Source organism: Anaerolineales bacterium, assembly GCA_022866145.1.
Lineage (GTDB): Bacteria > Chloroflexota > Anaerolineae > Anaerolineales > E44-bin32 > PFL42.
Map to the genome: position 1 here is coordinate 1 of JALHUE010000162.1, position 2,547 is coordinate 2,547.

At 66.5% G+C, this 2,547-nt stretch carries 2 protein-coding genes; both read left to right on the plus strand.

The genetic code is table 11. The features are described from left to right. A partial coding sequence (locus MUO23_05070; GenBank protein MCJ7512323.1) for a penicillin acylase family protein occupies positions 1-1,209 on the plus strand: 1,209 nt, incomplete at its 5' end. A 259-nt stretch (positions 1,210-1,468) separates the two neighbouring features. Next, positions 1,469-2,395 (plus strand): carbohydrate kinase family protein, encoded by a 927-nt coding sequence (locus tag MUO23_05075; protein ID MCJ7512324.1) that lies wholly within the window; start codon positions 1,469-1,471, stop codon positions 2,393-2,395. Positions 2,396-2,547 lie beyond the last annotated feature (152 nt).

Sequence of the window (2,547 nt, forward strand, 5' to 3'; positions counted from 1 at the left end):
CTCTCGCTTGCCTGGACGGCGCTCGAACCCGCAAGGACGATGCAGAGTATCCTGCTGATCGACCGCGCCGCCAACTGGGACGAATTTCGCGAAGCACTACGCTACTGGGACGCTCCCAGCCAGAACTTCGTGTATGCCGACGTCGATGGCAACATCGGCTATCAGGCCCCGGGGCAGATTCCGATCCGCGCCGCCGGGGACGGCACGATGCCGGTGCCGGGCTGGTCCGGGGCATACGAATGGACAGGCATGATCCCCTTCGATGCCCTTCCGAGCGCGTTCAACCCGGACAAGGGCTACATCAGCACGGCCAACAATGCGGTGGTCGGCAGCGACTACCCTTACCTGCTGACCAAGGACTGGGATCCAGGCTACCGGGCGATCCGCATCGACGAAGTCCTGTCCGAGGACTCGAGCGTGACCCGTGACGAGATCCAGCTGCTGCAGGGCGACAGCCTGTCCACCTGGTCTCGCCAAGTCTTGCCTTATGTGCTGGCGCTCAATCCCGAAGACCCAACGCTCTTCCAGGCCATCGGGCTGCTTCGCTCCTGGGACGGCCGCGCAACCCGGGACAGCGCCGGCGCGGCATTGTTTGAATCCTTCCGCCTGCATCTCGCAGAGCGAGTGTTCAAAGATGAAATGGGAGACAAGCTGTTTGAGAAGGCCATCGGTCAGAGCCTGGTGGGGCTGCTGCCCCTGCTGGAACAGCCCGAGGCCCCGTGGTTCGATGATCGACTGACGCCCGATGTCGAAGTGCGCGATGACATCCTGCTGCTGGCTCTTGGAGACGCGCTCGAGGAGTTGAGTGACACCCTCGGTGCGGACATGAACCGTTGGCGCTGGGGTGATCTGCACCGGGCGACCTTCGAGAACCAGAGCCTGGGGCAAAGCGGCATCGCCCCTATCGAGGCCATCTTCAACCGAGGGCCGGTCGAGGTGGACGGGACGATGTCGACGGTCAACAACACCGGCTACGACCCGGCTGAACCCTACGACGAATCCAAGGTGCCCAGCTACCGCCAGATCATCGACCTGTCCGATTTCTCGCGTTCAGTTTCGGTCCATACCACCGGACAATCGGGCCATCCGTTCAACCGGCACTACGACGACATGATCGACCTGTGGCGCAATATTCAGACGCACCCGATGTTGTGGACACGGGCCGAGGTTGAGGCCTCCGCCGCCGATCATCTGACTCTCATGCCGTGATCCCGGATCGGGATTCCCGGACTACGGGCAGGCTGCCGATCCGGCGTTGACAAGGCGCGCCGCATGAGCACGGGGCATTCGGCGCGGGGCCTGGTCGCTGGCCAGGCCCCAACCGGCGCCTCGGCCTCCGGGCACGATTGGCCTCTGGCGACGAAACCTCGCCTGCCGCTCACCTGCTCGCCCCCCCGATAGGGCCGGACGGGCAGCGAGGTCGCCGGCGATCCTTCGCAGCCTGAGGCGTGTGCTACACTCGCCGCCGATGAAGCGCTACGACGTACTTGGGTTGGGCGTGTCCACCGTGGATGCGCTGTATCTGGTCGACCACTTTCCCTCCGACGAGGAGAATCAGCAGGCGTCGGCGATGACGCTGCAGGGCGGCGGGCCGGTGGCGACGGCGATCGTGACCCTGGGCAGGCTGGGCGCCAGCGCAGCCATGGCCGACACCGTCGGGGACGACTGGCGCGGCGAGTTCGTCCGCCGCTCATTTGCCGAGGAACGGGTGGCCGGAGATCTCCTCGAGACCTGTCCGGGCAGCACTTCCACTCTGTCCTGCGTCCTCGTCCGCCAGCACGATGGGGCCCGATCGATCGTGTGGTACCCAGGGACGGCGCCGGAGCTGATGCCCTCCGACCGTCTGCAGCAGGCGGTCACGGCCAGCCAGATCGTCCATCTGAACGGCCGTCATTTCGAAGCTTGCCTGCAGGCCTGTGACTGGGCGCACCAGTCCGGGGGAAGAGTCTCCTTCGATGGCGGAGCCCACCGATTCCGTGAGGAGCTGCGGCGCCTGGTGCCCCGGACGGACATCTGCATCGTCGCCCGCCAGTTCGCCCAGGCGTACACCGGCGAAGCCGAGGCCGCATCCGCCGCCCGCCGTCTGCTGGCCGAAGGCCCCTCGCTGGTCGTGGTGACCGACGGGGCGCGTGGGAGCTGGGTGCATGCCGGCGGCGAGCCACCATTTTCTCAGCCGGCCTTCACAATGCCGGAAGTAGTCGACACAACCGGCTGCGGCGACAGCTTCCACGGAGCCTTTGTGTTCGGCCTGTTGCAGGGACTGCCGCTCCGGGAAATCGCCCGCTTCGCCGGTGCCGTAGCAGCCTTGAACACCCAGGAACTCGGCGGCCGAGCGGGGCTGCCCTCACGCGAACGGGTCGAGGCTTTCCTGGCATTGCAGCCTGCAGGGGGCTAGCGCCCGTCGCCTCGATCGCCTCCGGCCGAGCCCGCCGCCCACCCGTTGCTCTGCCGAACCTTCCACAATCCGCTGCTCGCCGCTTCTCAGGACGAGGGCCGGCGCGTATCCCATGCCACCCCCTCTCAGCCGGCGCATGGCACCCCAGCCTC